The following is a 19,505-nucleotide window of genomic DNA, read 5'->3' on the forward strand; positions in this document are numbered from 1 at the left end:
CTTATTCAACTAAAACCAAAGTTTCACAGAACGGTAGCTTCACATTAGTGCAATAGGTCTTCTTTGAGTGGTTTGTTGTAATCAAAATTTACAGGTTACTACCATTTGCCCCAATAATTACCTGTAAATTAGCGGCTTTCTTTTAATAACATATTATTGATTTGATGCAGCAGCCTGCTTTAAAAATAAATCGAAACATACTTTATACTAGAATAAATTAGAAAGTAAAATTTAATTAATCTAAAAAATACATTTAGCTTGCCCTAAATAAGTGGAATACTGATTCTTACTTAATAACTGTACTATTAGAAAGATGTAAAGTATTATATTATTGCTAAATTTTTCATGTGAATGTATTTATCCTGTTGACTATAGAAAGGGGCAGTAAATCTATAGATGTATTCTTACTTTTTTGCCATCTTGCTTAACAATATAAGCAGGATAAACCCCCACTACTGTACAATTAGGAGGAACATTTTTTACAATTACAGCATTAGCACCAATTATTGAATTTTCTCCAATTGTAATCTTGCCAAGTACTTTAGCCCCTACATAAACTTTTACATTATCCATTAAAGTTGGCCGATCCATTTTGTTAGTAAATGCAATGGCTACATCCTGATTTACCCAACAATTGGCACCAATATACTCACCATTAATGCGGGAATTATCGCCATGCTGAATAAAAAAGCCTGGACCAATGTATTTCGCGTTTAAGAATAAAGAAGATAATTTTGGTAAAATTAAATTTAACAATTCACCCCAAGGTTTTAAACGGTAATAGAAAAGATTTCTGAATTCCTTGTGCCAAATCAGTAAATAAATAAGATTATAAATATTAGAATTGGCTATTTCATATTGATAATTCCATGCTTTGAGATCCAAGTCTATAGTAGATTTTTTACGGCTAGTTAGATAAAAATACAGGTGCGGGATAACAATTGGGAAAATTAAGTAAGTTAATTTACGTTGAATTACTTTTCTATTCATAAATCAGTTGCTTTTGATGCAGTAGATAAGAAAATAAAAAGCAAATAAAGGATAAAGAACAAAGTACCTGTGAAATAGCTTTGGTTCATCGTAAATTCTATAGATCCAACGAATATTTAATTTGTCGAAGAATTTAGGATAATATTTTTCTTTTGTAGCTAATTGGTGAAGGTAACCGCCACAAGTATAGCCATATCCTTTCCATCCGGCCTCTTTCAACTCAATTAAAAATTTTTCTTGTAGCGGCGTACCCATACCGCAGACCACTACATCGTATTCATTTTGGTTAATTAGTTGAATGATTTCTTTTCTCTGACTTTCACCCGCGAAAAACCCATTGCGACTATACGATACTTTAAAATCATACCTTTTTTCTAAAATTCCAACAGACTTTTCAAGGTTTTCCTGTGTAGTACCCAAAACGGCAATTCGGAGGTTGTTGTCCTTTACAAATTTAAAAACAACAGGTGCTATAGAAGAATCATCAAAACTGTAACGACTTACCGATTTTTTCAGAAAAAAATTAAAAAACTTTACTAAAGATATACCATCCACATACAAATGGTCTATTCCATTCACCACATTATTAGTTTCACCCAGTTTCAACAGCGAAAATGGATTTATAAATGAATTAACCCCGCGTTGTATGGTAAAGTCTTGCACTTTAGTAAAGGCAACTTTCCAGTTCCCATTTCTTTTTTCTGCTTGCTCCTTTTGACTCATTTTTCAAATTATTTCTTAACGTAATTACTATAATGGGCCAGGTAGTTCTCCAGCATTTTAGTTTTATGAAACTGCTGAAAATAAGAACTGCTTTTAAGGCTGCTGGCTTTTTCGGCATATTTCTCATAATTCTCTTTCATATTAATGATTGCCTCGGCTAATCCTTGTACATCATTTACCTCAACTGCAATGCCGTTGTCTTTTACTAGGGTACTATAAGAGCCTACTTTAGTTGTAATAATGGGTTTTGCCAAGGATGCTGCTTCGATAAATACATTAGGAAAACCTTCAAAAATAGAAGCCTGCACTAAAGCATCTGAAATATTAAGTAATTTATCTACATCATTCCGGTGCCCTAAAAAAATAAGTTTTGCACCAAGGTTAAGCTCCTGGGCCAAGTTTTTTAAAATGGCTTCTTTAGGCCCCTCACCTACCATGAGGCAAATAATCGAGTCATCTTGAATGGTGCTCAAGGCTTTTAAAGTAATTTCCTGGTTTTTTTGGTCAGATAACCGGCCTAATGAAATAAGTATAAATTTGCCCTGCACATTTAAATTTGCTTTTAAAGTATTAGCATCTTCTGTTGGGATAGATTGGTAAAACTCTCCTCCCATGTTTATAGTTATATTCTCTTTGCTTCTGAACCATTTCTGATAATGGTTCTTCATGTAATCAGATAAATAGTATAACCTTTTTGGAGCAAATCTATAAAGCCATTCTTTATCTAAATAAATATTATCAAAATTAAAGTTAACGTGAGCGTCCGTAAATTTTTCCAAAGCATACAAGTACGGAAAAGTAGTTCGCTTATGGCCTTGAATAAAATCGATTTGTTGTTCTTTTACATAATTAAGTAATTTAAAAACGTTTTTATAACCTCGAATCTTCATTTGCACTTGGTGAACCCGGGTATCAATTGAATTGGTTTGTGCCCCGGCAGGCGAAAACAAGTAAACCTTTTTAAAAAAAGAAACATAGTTATTAGCAAAGTATAATGCCCTCTTTTCTTCGCCCCCGTAATCAAAATCTGGAATAATGATACCAATTGATTTGGTTCTTAATGATTCAAATACCATGTGCTTGACGTCATTTTTTAATAGTATAAATTCATATGAATTATTAAATTTAGTAATGAGCAATCTACTCCCCGCTTAAAAGTAGTCGGGTTGTGCCAAATACTTAAACAAAAAGATTAATATTCTTCATAGGTGTTTTGTCTTACAAAGTATTTATTAAATCCATTCCTTTGCATCATTAAAATCAGATTACTAAGCAAAAAAAAAATTAATTAAAGATTCTGGCTCGGGAGAAACTATAGAACTTTTATTGCTTAACATTTTTATTAATGGCCAAAGATTTGTATAAAATATGACCACTTCTGTAAGGGTCTCCTATTTTAACATTGTGCTCAAAATCTTTTATGTAAATAGTAGACGGTAGATTATAATCCTTTCGGGTGAAAAAGAACTTTCTTTCAAAATTCATCCGATCAAAATCCCGAATATCTTTCTCAGTACATTGATCCAACTCTGTCCCGACTACCACCAATTTATCAAAATCTACTCTTTCTGCCCTCTTATGCCATTTTGATTCGGCTTCATACTGGTTGGCGTAATGTAAAAAGTGGATTTCATGTTCATCGTTTAACAGGGCAATTGGATAACTTTTTTTAGCCTTGTTGTAACGCTCATTCCCCAAAGAGTATTTGGATTCAGTTACAAACCTAAGCTTTGCTTCAAGGTTGCCTTTTAAATCAGAAAGAAAATTAATATAATCCGGAAAGAAGAAATATAGACCTGCTGTAGGGCTTAAGTAAGGCATATTAAGGTCCTGATAAAAAAAACCTGCTAAACAGTTATTGGAAATAATGGAGGGTGAATCAGAAAAGTAGTTCTGGAGGGGCTTAATTTGGACATCTCGCAAGTACTTAAAGTACCTTCCTCTTTGTGCTGATAAAAATTTCTTTATACCCATCTTTTTGGAAATTAAAATAAATTGAACATCTATTTAGCTTATTAAAGCTGAAGCATTAGCTTACCTTACTGAACATCTCTGAAAAATCATGTTTAACTTTTTCTGGCGAATAATTAGTATTCACGTATTGTAATTGTGCTTTCTTAAGGTTATAGTAATCTGTTTGATGCTTGTTAAGACTTTGTAACAAGGTTTGTTTTAAATCTTCCACATCTCCGGTTTTGAATAAATAACCATCAACACCAGAAACAACTTCTTCTTTAAAACTGCTGATATCAGATGCTATAACAGGTATGTTGTAATGAAAGGCAATTTTTAAAGGGCCACTTTGTGTAGCATCCCGATAAGGCAGTACCAAATAATCGGCATTCTGAAAAAAATTAGCAACTTCATCGTTGCCAATAAATCGAATATGTTTTTTTACTATTTCGGGATATAAAATAAGAGGCTCATATTCTGTTTCCCAATTATCGCTCCTACCAGCAATTACTAATGTAAAGGGCGGAGCACTCTTTTCTTCTACTAAATTATTAACAGCTTTAAGCAGAATATCTAATCCTTTATAAAATAATACATTGCCAAAAAATAAGAATTGAATTACTTTTTTACTTTTATTAATATTTAAGTTTCCGTTACCGAAATCTTTAAGTGGCAAAGGAATAAAATTTACTTGTTTACGGGGAAATAACCGCTTAAATATTTTGAATTGTTCTCTCGAAAATACCTGGAAATTACGAAAATAGGTCATCGTGATCCATCGGCTTAACTTCAAAACAAACAAGAAGGACGTGCCACTATGAAATACTACATCGTGTAAAGCTATAATTGTTTTTGTTCTATTTAGCAGTAAACTACAAAGACTAAAATAAATATTATCAAAAGCAACTAAATAAATTACCTCCGGCTTATGCTTTCGGATATTAGCAATACATTCAAGAAATGTAAATAGACACCGAGGATCTTTTAAGTTATATTTCATTTGATAGCCCTCAAATATAATATTGTGTTTATCACAATATGCTTGTAGCTCCTCCCGCGTGTAATTTGCATTCCTTTTCTGAACTATGGCACCATAAACCAGATCAGCATTTAAGTGATGCATAATCCCCATATCAACATCTGAAAAAGAAGTTATAGAAAAATAGTAAACCTTCATATTAGAGTTGCTTTGTGCCCAAGTATTGTAATTTTGTACAAAATGCATTTGATCGCTAAGAAAAGCATTTTATATATTAGAATATCCTGCTTATACTTTATAAATAATAAGATGTTCTACTAACTATCTTCCAGGTTTTTTGCCACTGTTGGTTGAATGGAATGTTTTTTCTGAGTACGTAAAAAGAATAACAGAAACAATGTTCCTACAATAACCCAAAACAGTACAAAAAATAAGTATGGATTAAAAAATTGAATTAATTCTACATATGCTAAAGTACAAGTAATGCTAATTATATAAAAAAAGGCCATGTGCCCTTTTGTAAGGATCTTCCTGTTAATAAGTACCAAATCCTGTATAAAATGAAAAACTAGAAAAGAAATAAAGATGGAGAGGTAGATACCTGTTAAGGATTGGTGAAATGCCAAACCTATCATGGTGAGGATTATGTAAATAGCAAGACTTGCAGCATTTATCCACATATCAAAGCGTTCAAGCTTTATAGCTACCAATAAATTGGCCTGCAAAATGGCAGTAGGAAAAACCAGCATGGTCAAAAACATTTCCCTTGTATAAAAGGCTGTACTTTCATAAGTTTTACTAAAAATAAATGGAAGCAAAATGTCTGAAAAAGAAAAGATGAAGCTAAATGCCAACAAACCGTATAAAAAATAAAAAAGAAAAACATTTTGATAAAATTCCTTCAGTTTCTCCACATCTCCTTTATTAAATAATTTCACCAAAGCTGGATAAACGGAATTAGAAACTATAAGTGGGAATATGATAAATACTGAAAATACTTTATACGTTATAGCATAAATAGCTACATCTGTGAGAGACAGAAATTTTGAAACAATTATATTTGCACTGCGCCAATAAATGAGTGATATACTTCCGATAATTACAAAAACCCAGTTGTTAATTATAAGAGCTTTTACATCTTTGTAGGAAATCTCGCTTTTTAAAATAGTGCTAATCGATACTAGCTTAGAAGTCCCTAACCTCAAAAATAGGTTCAGGCTGAAAAGCCTTATAAAAATTTGGGCAACTATAAGAAAGAGTACGGAAACCTTGAACAAGTACAGCGTACCCGCAAGAGCAAAAAGTAATAAAGCTTCAATGATGAGTATTTTGAATGTTATTTTTTGCTCGTGCTTGGCAATATTTAAGGCTTTAATAGCATATATAAGGTTATCGACAATAATATTAAGCCCAAAAAAAATGGTGTAAACCCGAATGTTGAAATCTGAATACAACACAAGTGCGGTTCCGGCATTAAAAAAGAAAAAAGCTATGCCAAATAGTAGCTGCACCTTAAAGAACCGGTTTATCAATTCCTTTTCATCCGCTGTATCGTCCAGTTCCCGGATAAACCATTGGCTGAGTCCGAGTGTGGAAAAAGCAGCCAAAAGCAGGTAAAGGGCATTAGCGATAAGATAATGTGCGAATTCATCTGTACCGAGCTTTCGGGCCAAAATCACAAAGAAGAGCGTTAAGAACACATTCTGCACAATATTGGAAAGGATTCCCCAAAAACTATTTTTAAATAAGGGTGAACTCTTAAAAGCGTTTATTTTATTTGTGGCAGTACCTAACATATATCTTCAAAAACATTTCTAGACTTTATCAAAACACATATTACAGCAATTAGTAAAACCGCAATCCGATAATCACTTAAAGTATAAACTGTAATAAATGATACCAGAAAGCTGATAACAGAAGCAATGAGGAAGAAAGGAGTATAGCATTTTGTTTTAATATATTCAATCACGAATGAGCCAATCGGAATGATGAAAAATAACATACAAATGCAAAATCCAATTAAGCCGAATTCTATTAAAAATTTTAAATAACCACTTTCCGGATGATCGAAGAAAAGGATTTCGCCATTTTCTAAAAGCCAAAATTGATCCGGTGAGTACGCTGCCACATAATTACGATAATTACCTATTCCAATTCCTAATATGGTATTATCCTCATAAATATTTAAGGCCTGTTGCCAATACCTGTTTCTTATCTCATAAGATTCGTCAACTGTTTCTGACCGGTTAAGTAGTGGTATTTTATCGGCAAAAGTTATAATGAGGAAAGAAGCAATGAAAATACCTAACAAACCCAGCATTTTATATTTATTCCTGCCGGTTAAAAACAGAAATGCAAGACCGCAGCACATGCCTAAGAATCCAGCCCTGCCTCCTGACAATATAAGGCCGATTACCATTATCAAAAATAGAGTTAGTTTGTAAATATTACTTCTCACTTTGGTTCTATCTGTATCAATAAAAAAAAGAAAACTGGACATAGCTAAATATTGAGCATATTTTTGAGCATCATGAAAAAAGCTTGGATAACGAAACGTGCTTTCGGCACCTGTATTGGTATTGGTATTTAAAGCGGCATAAAAAGTGAACCCTAAGCCAATAATTAATTGCATTACTAAAAATCCAATTGATATTAATGCTAAAAATTTCAGTCTTTTTAATAATTCTAATCCAAAATCAGGGTCAGAATTAATTTCCTCTATTACACATTTGGCAAAGAAAAACAAGAGTATTGCCTTTAGATAAGGGAATAAGGATTCTATAAAGAATTCTGAATTTAAAGATCCTAAAAATAGAACAATGAAGAAGGTTAAAAAAAGGAATATATAAATACCATTGGTCCTTAGACTAAATTTAAACTTAGAAAATATTATGAGTAAGGTAAGAAAGCTAATTCCATCGAATGAAGAGAACCCACCGTATTGGACCGGAGTAATAAATAAATCAATACATGGGAAAAGGTATAAAATGTATAAAAGATATGATTTGCGGACCTGGGTATACCTTTTAGATAGAATATAGGGAATATAACCTAAAAAAACAGCTATTCCTATTAATTTACTTAAATCCATTTTTTACAATTTTATTTAAAATCTTTTTTCTATAATATGGTTTAAGTAAATTTTAATTTGTTTCAAGCTTTTTTAAACTTAAGTAAATTACTTTTTGGAATTGTTTCATAGCCATAGCCATAGCCATAACCGTAATATTTATTAAGAAATCCTCGTCCTTTTATATCATTAAAAATAATTGATAATTTGGGTATCCTTTCTATTTGAGGATTTCTGCCAAATTTTTGAAGGTTATTTTTATTAGTTTTACCTTGTCTGATTACATACAAAGAAAGATCTATATATTGGGTAAGGAGATAGGCATCTGTTGTAAGTTCTGTTGGTGCAGTATCGATTATGATATAATTATAATAAGTTTCCACTAAATTGAATAAGTCCTGTATGCGGCTATTCAAAAGTAGCTTTGTGGAATTATTATAATTACCACCTGCAGGTAATATAGATAGATTTTCAATGTTTGATTTATAAATAATTTCATCTAGTTCCGAATCACCTTTAATATAATCTATAAAGCCTGAAAAATCATCCATCTGATGCAGAATAGATGTATCTGGGGAGGTAAGGTTTAAATCCATTAAAAGCACTTTCTGCCCTGTTTCGGCTAAGCTAATTGCAAGCTGGTTACTTACTAATGTTTTCCCTTCTCCTTTAATACTTGAAGTAATCATAACCTTCTGGTTTTTAACTCCAAAAGCAAATAAGCCGATTGTTGCTTGCAATTGATTAAACTGAGCAGAAAGTATGGAGTTAGTTAACAAATGCGATTTCGAGGCTCTTAATTTTTTAATATGGGGTATTTCAGCAACTACTGGGATACTGGTGGCCTTTTCAATGTCAGACCTAAAAAGAACTTTATTCGTTAGCCCTTCTTTTATGAAAACATAGCCAATTGAAAATGCAGTTGCGGCTATAATGGCCCCAGCTAAAATTAACACTCGTTTAGAGGCCACTGGCCTGACGCTTGCCTCGGCTCTGTCTACTATTCTACTATCCGCAATAGTTGAAGCAGCACTTAATTCTGCTTCTTCCCGCCGCTGTTGTAAGAAAGCATATACATCATTTTTAATTGCTTGCTGCCGGCTAATTTCCAATAGTTCCCTTTCTTTTTGCGGAATAGTGCTTATAGCAGAATTAAAGCGGTTGGAAGTACTGACCAGATTATTCCGGCTAGCCTGTAAACGTTGCCGTTGGTTACGTACAATGCTTAAAATATTGGGTCTTATTTTTTGAATTTCGCTTTCTACCTCTTCGGTCATTGGGTTATTTTCACCTGTGGTTCTCCGTAAGCTGGCATAGCGGAGTTCAAGTTCGTTTAGGGTTTGTAACAGATCTGTTAGCACCGGATCCTCAATCCCTAAAGTAGTTGGTACAATTCCCGTCTGGCTACCACCAGCACGTACATGTTGGTCAACCTGGTTTAATATTGCTAATTGCATGTTTATGTCTGATGCTTTCCGATCGTTTTCAGAAACATTTTCCAAGTACAACTTGCCTTGTTCGCTAAGGTCTACAATGCCCTCTTTAGATTTGAATTCCTGAATTCTGCGGTTAATAGAATCAAGTTCATTTTCCAAAAGGCGTACCCGATCCGATACAAACGTTAATGTGTTAGATGCAAGTTGATTATTATTCTGTACCGAAGCCCGATTATAAGCATCAATTAAGGTATTAACTACATTTTCGCCTCTTCTGGGTACTTCGTCGGTAAAACCAATATTTACAACTGATGAAAGCTTACTGCTTGCCGCCACCTCCAAGCTTCCTAGCATGTTATCAGTCACTTTTCTTGGGTCAACTAAAGAAAAATAAAGGCTTCGGGTTGTGCTTAGTTGTTTGAAGGGATTTCTTAAAAACCTAAGGGTACCGTAAGGAAGTTTTACCCACTGGTTTAGGGGATAGCTTTGATCTCCAATATTAACAGTGTTAGTACTGTGGTTGTATGCAAAATTTATTTCTGTTTGTTCCTTCAGGTTTTCAGGTTTCTTGGCCTCTATAATAATTGGAGAAGATAAATAAGCAGAAGCTGGTTTAATGTTCCCTTTTTCGAATATTGGGGCATATAAGTTTAAATTGAGTACCACGTCCCGCATTAGCGTTCTGGATTTTAATACCAAAACTTCATTTTCAACTGTTTTGCCTCCTGCGTACATGTTAAGCGATTGCAGGGTTTGGGACTCTTCCACCCCTTTCCCCTTATCCTTAATAACAAGTGTTGCTGTTATTAAATATGTTGGGGTAATGTACTTAGTAAAAACAAAAGCAACAGATAAAAATGCTAGAGAAAGAATAGCTACTAAAGGCCAATAAGGAATGAACTGAAATAAAATTATGTTTAATAAAGTATCACCTGAAGTTTCTGCTACAGGTTTCTTAAGTGATTTTGTTACTTTGGTCATTAATTTCCTAATCTATCAATAACTATAATGATTACTGAAAAGCTACTTATAATAGTGGGCAAAAGTTGGTAAAAGCGGGTGCCTCCTGCTATTCTTGCTTTGTTGGGTTCTATGTAAACAATATCATTTGATTTAAGATAGTAATAGGGGGATTTAAAAAGATCATATGAGTTGAGGTTAATACGTTTAGTCACCTTTTTTCCTGCTTCTTCCCGAATTACTAAAACGTTGCTCCGCTTCCCAAAAATGGTTATATCTCCGGCCAAACCTAAAGCTTCAAGTAATGTTATTTTTTCATTAGGCACAGTTATTACGGTTGGGCGGGCTACTTCACCCAACACGGTCACTTTAAAATTAAGAAATCTCACTTTGACAACAGGGTCTAATAATAATTTGCGCGACAATAAAGCATTTCTTATATGTTCCTGAAGCTGATGTGTAGTCAACCCTTCAGCCTTAATGGTTCCTAGTATAAGAAATTGAATAGAGCCGTTTTTATTTACCAGGTAACCTGCAGGCTCTACTATATCTCCTGTTGGAGTGGTGCTGCGTATTTCAGACTGATTTGGTTGGTTGAAAATTTTGGCTGCTTCTGGGTTTGCGCTGCTAATGTTTATACTTAGTAGGTCGTTTGGTTTAATAAAATGTTCAGGAATTTGTAAAGAATCGTAGGTGACGGAATCTTTTATTTTGTTAAAATATGTAGCTCTTTTAGTATTTATACAAGAAAATACTCCTGGAAATACTAGCAAAGCAATAATGAAATAGTTCCTCATAAATATGTAAAAAGGCAGGAAATTTTTTTATTTGTTTTATTTTAACCCTAATTATTAGCATTTAACTTGAAAGAAAGATATTTGTTTAAAAAATAAAATTCACTTTTAATAAATACACTTGCACCTTATTGTCGCTATTTAAAAGGTGATTTAATGTATTCCTACAATATATGAATATATAAATCCACTCATTACTACTATGAAATTTAAATTTAAAATGATAGTTAGATTTCTTCTCCTTTTTTCTTAATAAAAAAGCAGGATATTATGGTAATTGCTATCATGATTGCTGATATAGCAGAAACAATTGTATCAGCAAAATTCATGGGAGAGCCAAGCATTTTTCTTATATAAACAATAATTAAACTTAATATCAGAACTTTTGTCCAGTACCCATAGTGTTGCCTGACTATTTGAGTCGTGTTATAATACGGCATTTGAATTACTAAACCAAAAAGGTAGATAAGTCCTGCCAACGAAAATATAATATGTATTAAGGTGTATGTATCTATATAAAAACCCCTTGAGATTATTTCAAGGTCTATTTTATGGTTGCCATTGGTAAATTTAATACTGTAATGGGTAAACCAATCCCATAATAAATGAGATGCTGCGCCCATAAGGATGGAGCATATTACTATATGCCAATTGTAAGTTAAATAAGAGCGCCATTTAAGTTCTTTATACTTTTCAAATCTTTTATATAGCCATTGAGGCAGGTTGTGCAGCAATGGTATTTTAATATACGCGTGGAATAGAAATGCTAATACTAAGGCAACAGGTAAATTAAACCAGAACAGCGCCGGTATTGTATGGCTGTATAAGCTTGGGCCTTTTTTCATCCGAATAAAATATTCAAAATCAGGCGCAAGGCTACCCGTAATTAATCCAGTTACAGAAAAATAGCGCTTGTGTAAAAAGTAAATTGGTAAGGCAAGTGCTGGATGTGAAAAGGTTAGAGGCATCAGTACAAATGAGAATGCAATTTAAATAATTAACCCAATTTTTTTATTTAAAAAGTAATTCACCCATTTTTATTTATATGGATTAATTGCTTATGGGAATTGGGGGCTAAACAAACATCCATACATCGGTAAAAACTTCTTTAAAATCGTCAGGCTTGTTATATGTTGAATTTAATAGGTGCTATACCTGGTTGAATAGTAAACTGTTTTCCGGAAGATATTACTTGAACAGCAAGTTAATGTTAAACTGCCTTTCGATGGTTTTCAGCTTATAAGATTAGGGTTACTAATTTTCTCCTGCAGAAAGAAATTCCAATATTATTCCAGATATTATTGCAGTTTGTAAGCAAATCATTTACTCCGTATGCCTTCACTAGAACATTTTAGTAATGTTCTACCTATCAACAACTACTTTTAAAAACAAGGCACTACATCTTGGGTTAATACAATAGTATTCCAAATTTAGAAATAAAAGAATTTCTGAAGTAATATTGTACTTAAATGCTGTGTAGAGAATTTATGTAAAATGTTTAATAGGATTAAAATAGTTTTTATGATTTTGGCTTGATTGTTACAACGGCTCATGTTTAACTATTTTTATATCAGTGCTAAAATTTATCCAGTTCCAATTTTGCTTCTACTGGGTTGTTTCTAATTACTCCTTGCCAAAATTACTATTTAATCAAGCGTATTATTTTATTATTTAATTTTTTATATATAATACTTATTATATTTTTGTGATTAAATGTTTAGAGGCTAATAATTATAATTAAACCTTTAATGGGCTAGATTGAATTGTTAAGTCGAATTTAGCTATTTTAATTGTTTTTATAAAGGTTTTTAAATAAGACAGATTTATTAATCTGTTATTTGTCCTACAATAAGTGGTGCTTATGTGTGAAAATTTTACCAGGCTTTCTATTCTAATTTTAATTTACTTGGTCAATATGGTTTCTGTTTTGGCTGCTCCTGCTCAAATAACCTACCACATCAAGGTAGACCAATTTGGCTATTTCCCGATATCTAATAAAGTGGCAGTTATTGCGGATCCTCAACAAGGATTTAATGCTACTGAGGAATTTACAGCGGGTACAGGAATTAATCAATATGAGGTAAGACGTTGGGACAATGATGAAGTTGTTTTTAGTGGTACTTTAATGGTTTGGAACAACGGTTCTACTCATATCCAGTCGGGCGATAAAGGCTGGTGGTTCGACTTCTCAGCTGTTACCACACCAGGATCTTATTATATTTATGATACAGCTAATAATGTAGGATCCTTTCGCTTTGAAATTGCGGAAACAGTTTATCAGGAAGTATTAAAACATGCTGTGCGGACTTTTTATTACCAGCGGCTTAATTTTGCGAAGGAGACACCTTATACCGATGCAGAGTGGGCCGATGCTGCTAGCTATGAAGGATTAAATCAGGATCGGTATGCAACCAGTCGGTTTGCCAAAGGGGATATGTCCACGGTTAAAGATTTACATGGTGGTTGGATGGATGCAGGAGATGTAAATAAATATACAACCTTTGCTACTTCTGCCATCATACAGCTAATGGAGGCTTATCGTATTAACCCAAGTGTTTTTAAAGATAATTATAATATACCCGAATCTGGGAACGGAATTCCGGACCTGCTTGACGAGGCAAAATGGGAACTGGATTTTTTAAAACGGATGCAGAATGCCACTGGTACTAATGGTTTCTTGCTGAAAGTTGGAGTGGATAATTATAATGAGGTGACCCCCCTAAGTAAAGATACGCGGCCGAGGTATTATTTGCCTGAATGTACTTCCGCTACAATAGCTGGTTGCTCAATGTTTGCAGTGTCAGGAGTTGCCTTAAAGAATGTGCCAGCCCTAGCAGATTATGGATTAGATCTCATTACCAGAGCTGAACGGGCTTGGGCCAGAGCCAAAATAACCACCAGCAATTTTTCTTACTGGCAAACCAACTGTGATGATGGCGATATAAAAAGTGGTGATGCTGATAATACAGCTGAACAGCAATTAGAAAATGCTTTTGTTGCGGCGGTGTACCTGTATGAAGCTACAGGCAAGGATGAATACAGAAATTTTGCTGAATTGAATTATACCAAAGTTAGGCCTTATAAAGAATACTGGTGGGGGCCTTATAGAATGCCGCAACATCTAGCATTGCTCCGGTTGACTACTTTGCCTGGTGTTTCTTCTACGGTTATAACTAATATTCGCAACCAAAAAGCAAATATGGATAATTTAAGCTCCATAACCGATTATATTTCTGGCAAAGATTTATACAGGTCACATATGAATGATGAGGCATATCATTGGGGACATAACCAAGCCAGAGCTGATGCTGGAAATATAAACCTTGATTATATTACCTTCAATATTAATAATTCGCGGCATGCCCAGTATAAAGAAGTAGCTGAACAATATATTCATTGGATGCATGGGGTGAATCCGATGGGTATGGTTATGCTATCAAATATGTATAATTATGGAGCAGAAAAATGTGTGAATGAAATATTTCACACTTGGTTTACCAATGGTTCTGATTGGGATAACGCTCTTATCTCTCCTAAAGGCCCTGCTCCTGGCTATGTTCCTGGTGGTCCGAATAAAAGTTATAGCGACTTAGAGAGTGAAATTAGTATGGCACCTCATCAAAAAGCATATAAAGACTGGAACACCAACTGGCCTGATAAGTCATGGGAAATAACAGAAAACGCTATTTATTACCAAGCCGCTTATGTCTCAATGCTTGCCCGATTAATGCCGCCAGATACAAACTTGCCAGAAGACGCTGATACGGAGGCCCCGTCAGCACCATCTAATTTAATTGCGACCAATATCTCTGAGAACAGTATTGCCCTAAGTTGGACAGCATCAACCGATAATGTAGGTGTAGCTGGGTATGATATTTATAATGGAACGAACTTACTACAAGCCAATCTTACTAATATTACTTATAATGTTACCGGACTGAGCTGTGCTACTAATTATGAGTTTACAGTAAAAGCTAAAGATGCAGCAGGTAACTATTCATCAGTAAGTAATACGGCATCAACAAAGTCGTGCATGGTTTTAGTAGCCAATATGATTTACGCTGATATGATCGGAGCAGACTGGCAGGATGTATCGCAAGCATGTATTCCTAATTACAGCAATACCAACCCGGTAAAAACAGGTAGCAGTTCTATCAAAGTAAATTATTCAGGTAATGGCAAATTGATTATCGGTAAAAGAAATGAGGTTATAACGACCGCTAATACTCAATTGCAGTTCTGGACTTATAATACGGATAAAAATGGGATTAAAATTTATACAGAAACGGCAAGTGGCTTACAAAGTCAGGTATTATCACTTAAGCCTACCAAAGGAAGATGGGTTGAGGTTAAAATTAGTATAAGCCAATTAGGTGATCCGGCTTCTATTCAAAAAATAATAATTCAAAATAATGCAACTATTGCAGCCACCATGTATTTTGATGAAGTAAGATTAACTAATGTGAATGTAATAACTTCAAATTCTACAGGTGGGGTTTTGGAAATGATGGTCAATGGGAAAACTGATGAGTCGAAAATAGCGACAGGTGAAGCTGCAATGAATATAAATGTATATCCTAACCCTATTAAAGAGCAAGCTAATTTTTATTTTCAAACCGAGAAATCAGCTAATGCTACTATCCAATTAATGGATTATACGGGTAGAATAGTTTTGCAAAAAGAAATGTGGGTAAGCCCCGGAATGGCACATTTTAAGTTGGATACCGCTAAACTAGCTCCAGGTCCTTATCTGATTCGGATGATTATAGGTAAAACAAATTTCGCTAAAAAAATTATCAAAGAATAATTTGTAATGTTTTCCGTAATACTTCTTCCAGCTTGATTAAGGATTGCTCAGAAAACTTTAAATTTATAACGAGCTTAAACCAATTAAAGTGTATAAAAGCAAAACTGAAATTTGTAAGAAACGAGCTACAGAAACAAATTAGTGATACAGGTGGAGAAACCTGCGGGAGTTTATTCCGGAATAGCATAAATTTGTACCTGTTCTGTTTATATGCCAAAATTACTAGACACAAAAGCTTCTGTTAAACCATTCCTGAAATGGGCGGGTGGTAAAACCCAACTGTTAGGGGCCATCGAGACCAAAATAGTGCCTTTTTTTAAAGCCAGAGGCCAGGTTAATTACCTGGAGCCCTTTATTGGTAGTGGTGCCGTTTTATTTTTTTTACTCCGGAACTACAAGCAATATATTAAACAAGCCGTTATCAGCGATATTAACCCGGATTTAATTAACTTGTATAAGATTATCCGGGATCAGCCGTTGGCCTTAATTGAACAATTATCGGCCTTAGCAGAAACTTATTTCAGTTACCCGACTGATATTGAACGGAAAGAATATTTTTACAGGATTCGGGCGGAGTTTAACCAAATACAGCCCGACGCGGTACGAAAAAGTGCCTTGTTGTTATTTTTAAACAAAACTTGCTTTAATGGTTTGTACCGGGTTAATGCCAAAGGGCAGTTTAATGTGCCTTTTGGCCGGTATAAAAAACCGAATATCTGCAACCAGGAAGTAATATTAGCCGATAGCGAAGCGTTGCAGCATACCGAAATCTTGCTCGGCGATTTCACGCTAACTGAGCCATTTTTAGAAGAGAATAGTTTGGTTTACCTCGATCCGCCGTATAAACCGCTCAGCAGTACCGCTTCTTTTAACACCTATGCCAAAGAAGGTTTCTACGACGAAGACCAAATTAGGCTTAAAACCTATTGCGATACAATTCAGGCTACCGGGGCCTATTTTGTTTTGAGCAATTCCGATACGGCTACTTCGCCGGCAGATATTAGCTTTTTTGATAGCTTGTACCAGGAATATACGGTAAATCGGGTTAAGGCCAAACGGGCCATTAACGCCAATGGGCAGGCCCGCGGCGAAATATCAGAATTACTGATTTCGAACGATGCGGTATGGCAGGTACCGGTTATTTAAAGGCGCTAATTTACTCGTATGTCCATTTTAGGTAAAGCTTCAAAAGTGTAGTAGCTATTGAGTAGGCCAGGATAAAGCTTGGATTGAGGACTTAGCAGAGAGTAATATTCTTGCAAAAGGTATTAACCTTGAAATTTAGAAATTTAATCGCGCTGCCAAATCCATTACTCTTACTCCGGGTACTTCATCAATAATACGTTGCCGGGGCACTAACCGCCCAACTGTAATGTAAAATTTGTTTTTGCCTACCGGGGTAGAGGTTTTTTTCTCCGGAAAGGAGGTTAGGTGTTGCTGAAACCAGTCGCGGGTAGCCGGCATGGGCAATATGTGTAATTCCTTTGGCTCCAGAAAATAATAGAAAACGTAATCAGCCGCCGTGTACATAAAACAACCGGGCGTATTTTTTGCCTCATTGCTGATGGTTTCCAAAAAATAATTACCGGTTCCGTAGTACCGGTCGCCTTTAATTTCAATGGTCTTTACGGCTTGCTCTCCGTCGGAGCGACGATAAGTCCAGATCAGGTCGATGTCTTTGGCCCGGCAGGAAGGCTCGTCTTCTACATTCAGCACTTCTATGGTTTCGGGCTTATTCCGCAAATAAGCTTCCAGATCTTTGGCGGCTTGCACGGCTACCGCAGAGGCGGCACTCATACTGTATTGCTTGTAGTTGGCCATTAACCTGAATCCTTTCGCTTCTCTTTATCTTAAAATCTCTTGCCTGATACTAGTTTACGAAAGAAAAAGAAAAAATATCAGAAAAAATTTAGGCAAAGCCCGACCGGATGGAGAAGATAATATAGAGTACAGCACCCCACCCTTGTTATCAGAATTAATAACAAGGGTGGGGTGCTGCTATGTAATACATTTTATTCCGGTTTAGGGGAGGCCGCAACAACTGCGGGTTTCTGCTCTGTTTTGCTTAATACCCATTCGCCCACCTGTAAGCCCTGTTTGCGACCGTTGTCAATGGCATCCATAAAGTGAATGCCGCCATAGAACCGGGATATACCCGCCTCAATCGCTGCTTCCTGGAAAGAATTAAATTTCCGGGCCGGCAAACCAAACCGCTCTTCTACGGTATCGGTGTATTTAAAATCTTCGCCCAAATAATGCGTTAAAATTACGGCCGCTGCTGCCGAAATAGTAGAATGCCCACTTAAGTACTCCGGAAATGGTGGCGTTTGCAGCAAGGGCTTCCAGTTAGGGTCGATGTAACGGCGAATAGCCGTTTCCGGCCGGATACGATTACTCCGGAATTTTTCGTCCCAGCAGGCAAGAAATCCATCCATCAGCGAAACCGCCACCAGGGTATTTATTTTCATGGCTTTAGCAAAATCTACTTTAGCTTGCGCACAGGCAATGCCGGTAATACCCAGCCAATGGGCGCCGGGCGATATTTTTTTCATCCCTACCATCAGGTGGCCGTTGTCCTGCAAGGCAAAAGGGTTACAATCCCAGAAAGCCGCAATTTCCTGGTGATCTTTGGGTAAGTTTTTTCCTTCCTGGTAAACAGCGTTTGTAAGCTGATAAAAAGCTGAATTTTTATCTTTGGAAAAAGCTACCGGCGGAATTGGCTTAAACTGCGCGCAGGTATCGAGAGTAAAAGAACGAACCGTATTAAAGTAAGGCTCTACCGGGGCAAAAAATCCAGGCGGTGTCGGGTACCAGCCACCTTCCTGGTTGTTTGGCGAATAGCGCGGATAGTTGCTGATGCGGTTGTATTTATCGGCCTTGGCGTAAGCCAGAATTTGTTTGCTGATGTCCTGGGCGTAAGTCAGGGAATTTGTAATGACTTCTTCGGATAAGCCTTCTTGCCGGCAGGAATCCAGAAACTGTTGCTGGTATTTTTGAAGCAGGGTGCCCGAGGGCTGCATTTTCTTGGCGGTTTCCAGCATGGCCAGGATGGCACTTAATTGGTAATTATAGCCGCTAATACCGGCGGGCTTCGCTATCTGCGGATATTTGTTTAACAAACCATGCATACTGCGGTACGCACTATCGTTTTGTGATACTACCTCGTAACCAGCCAGACAAGCGTAAGAAAAGAAACGGGCAGCTAAAGGCGGATTCGTAACATCATTCACCATCAGGTCGGTCATTTCCGAAATAATGTTATTGATGTGGCGGCTGTTAAACCTGATTTGTTCTTCCGGACTCTTGCTTTTGCAGGCAAGAACCATTAACAGAAATAATAATGGTAATAGCTTTCTCATAATATTATTTACTTACCCGATAAGCTTTAATCGGCTGCTGGTTAATGCCAAACAGCAAAGTGTTCTTGATATTTAGTATACTGCGCACATCTCCTTTGATAGCCAGTCCGGACTGCGCCTGCGGTACGTAAGTAAACCCTCCCGCTCCATTGCCCTGCAACAAAGTACCATAGTTAGCATCGTACTTGCCAAACCGCAACCGGGCCTGGTTCAGGTTGCCGGCCAGCAGTACATCCGGTTTGCCGTCCTGGTTGTAGTCTAACGTGGTAATGGCAAACACCGGGGAGAACTGCGCCTCCAAGGGCAAAGTTCTGGCTTTGAATTTACCATCCGCACTTCCTTCAAAATAGCTGGTTTGCAGGTTATTCGCCGACCAGTGCCCCGCTCCTTGCAGTTCGGCGGCGGTGAAGATGTCTTTCAAGGTCGCATCCGCA

15 protein-coding genes are annotated in these 19,505 nt (G+C 35.9%); 2 read left to right on the forward strand and 13 right to left on the reverse strand.

Features of this window, described 5'->3' with window-relative positions; all coding sequences use genetic code 11:
* Positions 1-390: 390 nt before the first annotated feature.
* The 10 genes from AAE02nite_RS18445 to AAE02nite_RS18490 all read right to left on the reverse strand — a co-directional run bounded on the left by AAE02nite_RS18445 (position 391) and on the right by AAE02nite_RS18490 (position 11,873).
* Complete coding sequence (locus AAE02nite_RS18445; protein WP_146901160.1) at positions 391-990, reverse strand: serine O-acetyltransferase; 600 nt, start codon at positions 988-990, stop codon at positions 391-393.
* Positions 991-993: 3 nt separating this feature from the next.
* Positions 994-1,713 (reverse strand): WecB/TagA/CpsF family glycosyltransferase, encoded by a 720-nt coding sequence (locus AAE02nite_RS18450; RefSeq protein ID WP_146901163.1) that lies wholly within the window; start codon positions 1,711-1,713, stop codon positions 994-996.
* Positions 1,714-1,721: 8 nt separating this feature from the next.
* Entirely contained in the window at positions 1,722-2,789 is a 1,068-nt protein-coding gene (locus AAE02nite_RS18455) for a glycosyltransferase family 4 protein (RefSeq protein ID WP_146901166.1), read from the reverse strand.
* 247 nt (positions 2,790-3,036) lie between these two features.
* On the reverse strand, positions 3,037-3,687 hold the full coding sequence (locus AAE02nite_RS18460; protein ID WP_146901169.1) for a DUF1919 domain-containing protein: 651 nt from the start codon (positions 3,685-3,687) through the stop codon (positions 3,037-3,039).
* 55 nt (positions 3,688-3,742) lie between these two features.
* Positions 3,743-4,891, reverse strand: coding sequence for a glycosyltransferase family 4 protein (locus AAE02nite_RS18465; protein ID WP_146901172.1), 1,149 nt, complete (start codon positions 4,889-4,891; stop codon positions 3,743-3,745).
* 71 nt (positions 4,892-4,962) lie between these two features.
* On the reverse strand, positions 4,963-6,441 hold the full coding sequence (locus tag AAE02nite_RS18470; RefSeq protein ID WP_146901175.1) for an oligosaccharide flippase family protein: 1,479 nt from the start codon (positions 6,439-6,441) through the stop codon (positions 4,963-4,965).
* A complete protein-coding gene (locus AAE02nite_RS18475; RefSeq protein ID WP_146901178.1) occupies positions 6,435-7,736 on the reverse strand; it encodes an O-antigen ligase family protein in 1,302 nt (433 codons plus the stop codon). The genes AAE02nite_RS18470 and AAE02nite_RS18475 overlap by 7 nt, the downstream gene beginning before the upstream one ends.
* A gap of 62 nt (positions 7,737-7,798) precedes the next feature.
* Positions 7,799-10,132, reverse strand: coding sequence for a GumC family protein (locus AAE02nite_RS18480; RefSeq protein WP_146901182.1), 2,334 nt, complete (start codon positions 10,130-10,132; stop codon positions 7,799-7,801).
* A complete protein-coding gene (locus AAE02nite_RS18485; RefSeq protein WP_146901184.1) occupies positions 10,132-10,908 on the reverse strand; it encodes a polysaccharide biosynthesis/export family protein in 777 nt (258 codons plus the stop codon). Before AAE02nite_RS18485 ends, AAE02nite_RS18480 begins: the two co-directional genes overlap by 1 nt.
* Before the next feature lie 224 nt (positions 10,909-11,132).
* Positions 11,133-11,873: a DUF4184 family protein gene (locus AAE02nite_RS18490; RefSeq protein WP_146901187.1), complete on the reverse strand. Its 741-nt coding sequence runs from the start codon at positions 11,871-11,873 to the stop codon at positions 11,133-11,135.
* A gap of 893 nt (positions 11,874-12,766) precedes the next feature.
* Here AAE02nite_RS18490 and AAE02nite_RS18495 point away from each other — a divergent pair.
* Together AAE02nite_RS18495 and AAE02nite_RS18500 are read left to right on the forward strand one after the other, a co-directional pair.
* Entirely contained in the window at positions 12,767-15,712 is a 2,946-nt protein-coding gene (locus AAE02nite_RS18495; protein ID WP_146901189.1) for a glycoside hydrolase family 9 protein, read from the forward strand.
* A 210-nt stretch (positions 15,713-15,922) separates the two neighbouring features.
* Positions 15,923-16,858, forward strand: a complete 936-nt coding sequence (locus tag AAE02nite_RS18500; RefSeq protein ID WP_146901192.1) for a DNA adenine methylase — start codon at positions 15,923-15,925, stop codon at positions 16,856-16,858.
* 135 nt (positions 16,859-16,993) lie between these two features.
* Here the strand turns inward: AAE02nite_RS18500 and AAE02nite_RS18505 are convergent, their stop codons facing one another.
* From AAE02nite_RS18505 to AAE02nite_RS26375, 3 genes are all read right to left on the reverse strand, one after another.
* The gene (locus tag AAE02nite_RS18505; protein WP_174761971.1) at positions 16,994-17,509 is read right to left on the reverse strand and encodes a hypothetical protein; all 516 of its coding nucleotides are present in this window, start codon (positions 17,507-17,509) and stop codon (positions 16,994-16,996) included.
* Positions 17,510-17,724: 215 nt separating this feature from the next.
* Positions 17,725-18,180, reverse strand: a complete 456-nt coding sequence (locus AAE02nite_RS27045; RefSeq protein WP_371863489.1) for a vanadium-dependent haloperoxidase — start codon at positions 18,178-18,180, stop codon at positions 17,725-17,727.
* A gap of 895 nt (positions 18,181-19,075) precedes the next feature.
* The coding region (locus AAE02nite_RS26375) for an FG-GAP repeat domain-containing protein (RefSeq protein WP_170252642.1) at positions 19,076-19,505 on the reverse strand (430 nt) is incomplete at its 5' end.

It is taken from the genome of Adhaeribacter aerolatus (genome assembly GCF_007991635.1).
Classification (GTDB): domain Bacteria; phylum Bacteroidota; class Bacteroidia; order Cytophagales; family Hymenobacteraceae; genus Adhaeribacter; species Adhaeribacter aerolatus.

Excerpts from the sequence above, each read along its gene's own strand:
- AAE02nite_RS18470 (WP_146901175.1), bottom strand. The coding sequence starts at position 6,441 with ATGTTAGGTACTGCCACAAATAAAATAAACGCTTTTAAGAGTTCACCC.
- AAE02nite_RS18475 (WP_146901178.1), bottom strand. The coding sequence starts at position 7,736 with ATGGATTTAAGTAAATTAATAGGAATAGCTGTTTTTTTAGGTTATATT.
- AAE02nite_RS18505 (WP_174761971.1), bottom strand. The coding sequence starts at position 17,509 with ATGAGTGCCGCCTCTGCGGTAGCCGTGCAAGCCGCCAAAGATCTGGAA.
- AAE02nite_RS18455 (WP_146901166.1), bottom strand. The coding sequence starts at position 2,789 with ATGGTATTTGAATCATTAAGAACCAAATCAATTGGTATCATTATTCCA.
- AAE02nite_RS18485 (WP_146901184.1), bottom strand. The coding sequence starts at position 10,908 with ATGAGGAACTATTTCATTATTGCTTTGCTAGTATTTCCAGGAGTATTT.
- AAE02nite_RS18480 (WP_146901182.1), bottom strand. The coding sequence starts at position 10,132 with ATGACCAAAGTAACAAAATCACTTAAGAAACCTGTAGCAGAAACTTCA.
- AAE02nite_RS18500 (WP_146901192.1), top strand. The coding sequence starts at position 15,923 with ATGCCAAAATTACTAGACACAAAAGCTTCTGTTAAACCATTCCTGAAA.
- AAE02nite_RS18460 (WP_146901169.1), bottom strand. The coding sequence starts at position 3,687 with ATGGGTATAAAGAAATTTTTATCAGCACAAAGAGGAAGGTACTTTAAG.
- AAE02nite_RS27045 (WP_371863489.1), bottom strand. The coding sequence starts at position 18,180 with ATGAAAATAAATACCCTGGTGGCGGTTTCGCTGATGGATGGATTTCTT.
- AAE02nite_RS18450 (WP_146901163.1), bottom strand. The coding sequence starts at position 1,713 with ATGAGTCAAAAGGAGCAAGCAGAAAAAAGAAATGGGAACTGGAAAGTT.
- AAE02nite_RS18445 (WP_146901160.1), bottom strand. The coding sequence starts at position 990 with ATGAATAGAAAAGTAATTCAACGTAAATTAACTTACTTAATTTTCCCA.
- AAE02nite_RS18465 (WP_146901172.1), bottom strand. The coding sequence starts at position 4,891 with ATGCATTTTGTACAAAATTACAATACTTGGGCACAAAGCAACTCTAAT.
- AAE02nite_RS18495 (WP_146901189.1), top strand. The coding sequence starts at position 12,767 with ATGTGTGAAAATTTTACCAGGCTTTCTATTCTAATTTTAATTTACTTG.
- AAE02nite_RS18490 (WP_146901187.1), bottom strand. The coding sequence starts at position 11,873 with ATGCCTCTAACCTTTTCACATCCAGCACTTGCCTTACCAATTTACTTT.